Source organism: Microbacterium sp. P5_E9, assembly GCF_054049175.1.
The window spans coordinates 166553-170515 of the sequence record NZ_JBFUMV010000002.1; the positions used below are offsets into that span (position 1 = coordinate 166553).

Genomic DNA, 3963 nt, shown 5'->3' on the forward strand with positions numbered 1-3963 from the left:
GATGCCGTGATGGCGGGCGGCGCGCTGTGGGTCGCACTGCCGATCGCCCTGATCGCCGGGCTGCTGTCCTTCCTCTCGCCGTGCGTGCTGCCGCTTGTTCCTGGTTACCTCGGCTTCATCGGGGGAGCCGTCCAGCCGCGGCCCAAGCCGGTCGGCGCAGAGCGTTCGGGCGCTTCGACAGGCTCAGCGACCGGGGTGGCACCCGCTTCGACAGGCTCAGCGACCGTCGAGCCCGAAGCCCCCACCCGGTCGCGCCTGCTGCTGGGCGTGCTGCTGTTCATCGCCGGGTTCACCGTCGTGTTCATGGCGGTCACGATCCTCGGCGGAACGCTGGGCCAGTTCTTCCTGCAGTACAACGAGGTCATCACGCGGGTGCTCGGGGTCGTCATCATCCTGCTCGGGCTCGTCTTCATCGGCGTGTTCGGGTTCGCCCAGCGCACGGTCCACCCGCAGGTGCGCGGCAACGCCGGCCTGATCGGCGCCCCGCTCCTCGGGATCGCGCTCGGCATCGGCTGGACACCCTGCATCGGCCCGACGCTCGCCGCCATCATCTCCGTCTCGTGGAACCTCGGCGACCCCGCCCGCGCGGCCCTGCTCGGGCTCGCGTACTCGCTCGGGCTCGGCATCCCGTTCATCCTCATCACGCTCGGATTCGGGTGGGCGACCCGCTCCGTCACCTTCCTGCGGCGGCACATCCGCGCGGTCAACATCATCGGCGGCATCCTGCTGATCGTGCTCGGCGTGCTCATGGTCACCGGCGTGTGGAGCGCCGCGATGGCCCAGCTGCAGGGGGTGATGACCAGTGTCCCCCTCCCGCTCTGACGGTTCCGGCGACGGGGAATCGGTCGTCGGCGATCCGCTGCGGCCGGCCGACCACGCCGACTCCGCGCCGCCCGCTGCCGGCGGCGACGACATCGTCCAGCCCACCCTCGGCCCGATCGGATGGCTGCGGTGGTGCTGGCGGCAGCTCACGAGCATGCGCACGGCCCTCGTGCTGCTGCTCCTGCTCGCCATCGCGGCGGTGCCTGGATCGATCGTCCCGCAGCGCAGCGCCGACCCGAACGGCGTCGCGCAGTACTTCGCCGACAACCCGACGCTCGCCCCGATCATCGACGGCATGCAGCTGTTCGACGTGTACTCGTCGGCGTGGTTCTCGGCGATCTACATCCTCCTTTTCGTCTCGCTGATCGGCTGTGTGATCCCGCGCACGAAGCATCACTGGAAGGCGCTGCGCGCTCGCCCGCCGCGCACTCCTGCGCGGCTCAGCCGTCTCGATGACCACCGCGAGTCGATCGTCGAGCTGACTGCGGATGCGGATGCCGCGGCCTCTGCCGCGACCGCGATCAGCCTCGCCGAGGCCCAGCTGAAGCGCGCCGGGTACCGGACAGAGCGGTACGACACGGCCGGCTCGCTGTCGATCTCGGCGGAGCGCGGCTACCTCCGCGAGACCGGAAACCTGATCTTCCACGGGGCGCTCGTGGGGGTGCTCATCGCGGTGGCGGTGGGCGGTGGCCTCACCTATACCGGACAGAGCGTCATCATCGAGGGTCGCAGCTTCGTGAACACGATGCTCGACTACTCCTCCTTCAACCCCGGTCGCTTCGTCGACGAAGACAAGCTGACCCCGTACTCGCTGACCCTCGACAAGTTCTCGGTCACGTACCAGCCGCCCGGTTCGGCCGGAGCCGGCCAGGCCGGCGACTTCATCGCCCACCTCACGACCGAGCTCGGGGGAGAGGCGCCGCAGGAGGGCGAAGTGCGGGTGAATCACCCGCTCGAGGTCGCGGGCGACAAGATCTACCTCATGGGCAACGGCTACGCCCCCACGATCACCATCCGAAACGCCGATGGCGACATCGTGTTCCAGGACCCGGTGCCGTTCCTGCCGCAGGACGCGCACATGACATCGCTCGGCGTCGTGAAGGTGCCGGACGGCCTGCCGAAGCAGCTCGGCCTCGTCGGCTTCTTCTATCCGACCGCGCAGAAGCTCTCCACAGGAGCCCTCACCTCGATTTATCCGGCGCTCGTCTATCCCGTGCTCACGTTGAACGTGTACTCGGGCGACCTCGGCATCGACGATGGCACTCCGCGCTCGGTCTACAGCCTCGATCCGACCGGCATGACCCGCCTCACCGGCGGCGATACGGGAGTCGACCCCATCGAGCTCATGCCGGGTCAGACCACCGATCTGCCCGACGGCTACGGCACGATCACCTTCGAGAACGAGGCGCCCGGCGCTGCGACCGGCGATGACAGCACCCACGCACAGGGCTACGACGGCGCCGTCAAGCGCTACGTCTCGCTCTCGGTGCACCGGGATGTCATCGCCCCGTGGGTGCTCTCGTTCGCGGTGCTGGCGCTGCTCGGCCTTCTGGCAGCGCTGTTCGTCCCGCGCCGCCGCATGTGGGTCAAGGCGACCACCGCGGGCCGGACCATCCGGATCGAGTACGCCGCGCTCGCGCGAGGTGAGGATCCCACCCTCGCCGCCGCGATCGACCAGGTGGCGCAACGGCATGGCGACGCGCTCGAGGTCGCACTCCGCGACGGGTCAGCGGCGCCGGGTCGCGGCATCCGTCCGGACGTAGACTGATCGCCATGCCCGAAACCCTCACACTCGACTCGGTGTCGGTGCTCCTCGTGTGGACCGCGATCGCGGTCTACGCCCTCGCCTTCATCGCGTACGCCGTCGACCTCTCGCGCCGAGGCGCCGACGCCGTGGACGCGCAGGATGCCGAGCTCGCCCGTGATCGGGAGCTCGTCTCGGTGGGAGCAGCCGGTGTCGCCGACGATTCCGTCGCGCGGCTGCGGGCGGAGGGGCGTGCCGCTGAAGCGGCGCTCGAGGCGCCGCCGTCGCGTCGCCCGCGGATGGTGTGGGCGCGCATCGGCACGTCGCTGACGGTGCTCGGATTCCTGTTCCACCTGGGTGGAGCGGTCACCCGCGGCATCGCCTCGGGACGCGTGCCGTGGTCGAACATGTACGAGTTCGCGCTGACCGGCACCCTGCTCATCGTCGCGGTGTATCTGATCGTGCTGCTGCGCTACGACCTGCGCTTCCTCGGGGCTTTCATCACCGGGATGGTCGTGCTCCTGCTCGGTGCCTCGGCGCTCAAGTTCTACGTCGAGATCACGCCGCTCATGGACCCCCTGAAGTCGGTGTGGCTCGTCATCCACGTCTTCGTCGCCTCGCTGGCGACGGCGCTGTTCGCGCTTGCCTTCGGCCTTTCGGTGCTGCAGCTCATGCAGGCGCGCCGCGAGCGCAGGACCATTGCTGCGGCCGAGCTGCGGGCGCTCCAGGACGAGCGCGGCGATGCCCCCACTCCGGCCAAGACCGGCCCGCGGTTCCTGCGCACCCTCCCCGGCTCGGAGGCGCTCGAGTCGCTCGCCTACCGGTTCGCGATCCTCGGCTTCATCTTCTGGACCTTCACACTGATCGCCGGATCGATCTGGGCGAACGACGCGTGGGGACGCTACTGGGGCTTCGACACGAAGGAAGTCTGGACCTTCGTCATCTGGGTGCTCTACGCCGGCTACATCCACGCGCGGGCGACGCGCGGATGGCGCGGCTCACGCTCGGCGTGGCTGTCGATCATCGGCTTCTCAGCGGTCATGTTCAACTTCACGATCGTGAACATGTTCTTCAAGGGCCTGCACGTCTACAGCGGCCTCAGCTGACCTCGGGGGCGATTCCACTCCCTGATCTGGGCTGAATTTGATTCGCGCATGCGCCGCGTGTCTTATGCCGATGTGAGCATGTCCCGTGGTAATGGGTCGTTTTCCCTAGGGCTCTTGACGCGCGCTCGACGCTGGGCATAGCTTGACCCGCGGATCGACCTGACATGACGAAAGCGGTCGGGAGATCCACAGTGTTGTGGTCAGCACCGGGTTGGGGATTGCCTTCCGAGGCAGTAGAACCCGGTGTCAAAGGTCCGATCATGGGCAGGCGCGATGGCTGGGGAACACGAA

Annotated in this window: 3 protein-coding genes; all 3 read left to right on the forward strand. The window is 68.4% G+C overall.

What is annotated here, in order from left to right; translation table 11 throughout:
* Positions 1–9: 9 nt before the first annotated feature.
* The 3 genes from ACXJ3V_RS04170 to ccsB are packed head-to-tail and all read left to right on the forward strand — an operon-like array spanning position 10 to position 3672.
* Entirely contained in the window at positions 10–822 is an 813-nt protein-coding gene (locus ACXJ3V_RS04170; RefSeq protein ID WP_457099417.1) for a cytochrome c biogenesis CcdA family protein, read from the forward strand.
* A complete protein-coding gene (resB, locus tag ACXJ3V_RS04175; RefSeq protein WP_457099002.1) occupies positions 803–2590 on the forward strand; it encodes a cytochrome c biogenesis protein ResB in 1788 nt (595 codons plus the stop codon). The genes ACXJ3V_RS04170 and resB overlap by 20 nt, the downstream gene beginning before the upstream one ends.
* Before the next feature lie 5 nt (positions 2591–2595).
* Positions 2596–3672, forward strand: a complete 1077-nt coding sequence (ccsB, locus tag ACXJ3V_RS04180) for a c-type cytochrome biogenesis protein CcsB (RefSeq protein ID WP_457099003.1) — start codon at positions 2596–2598, stop codon at positions 3670–3672.
* The last annotated feature ends 291 nt before the right edge of the window (positions 3673–3963 follow it).

What these genes read in the sequence shown, in the direction of transcription:
- ACXJ3V_RS04170 (WP_457099417.1), top strand. Translation starts at nt 10, where the DNA reads ATGGCGGGCGGCGCGCTGTGGGTCGCACTGCCGATCGCCCTGATCGCC.
- ccsB (WP_457099003.1), top strand. Translation starts at nt 2,596, where the DNA reads ATGCCCGAAACCCTCACACTCGACTCGGTGTCGGTGCTCCTCGTGTGG.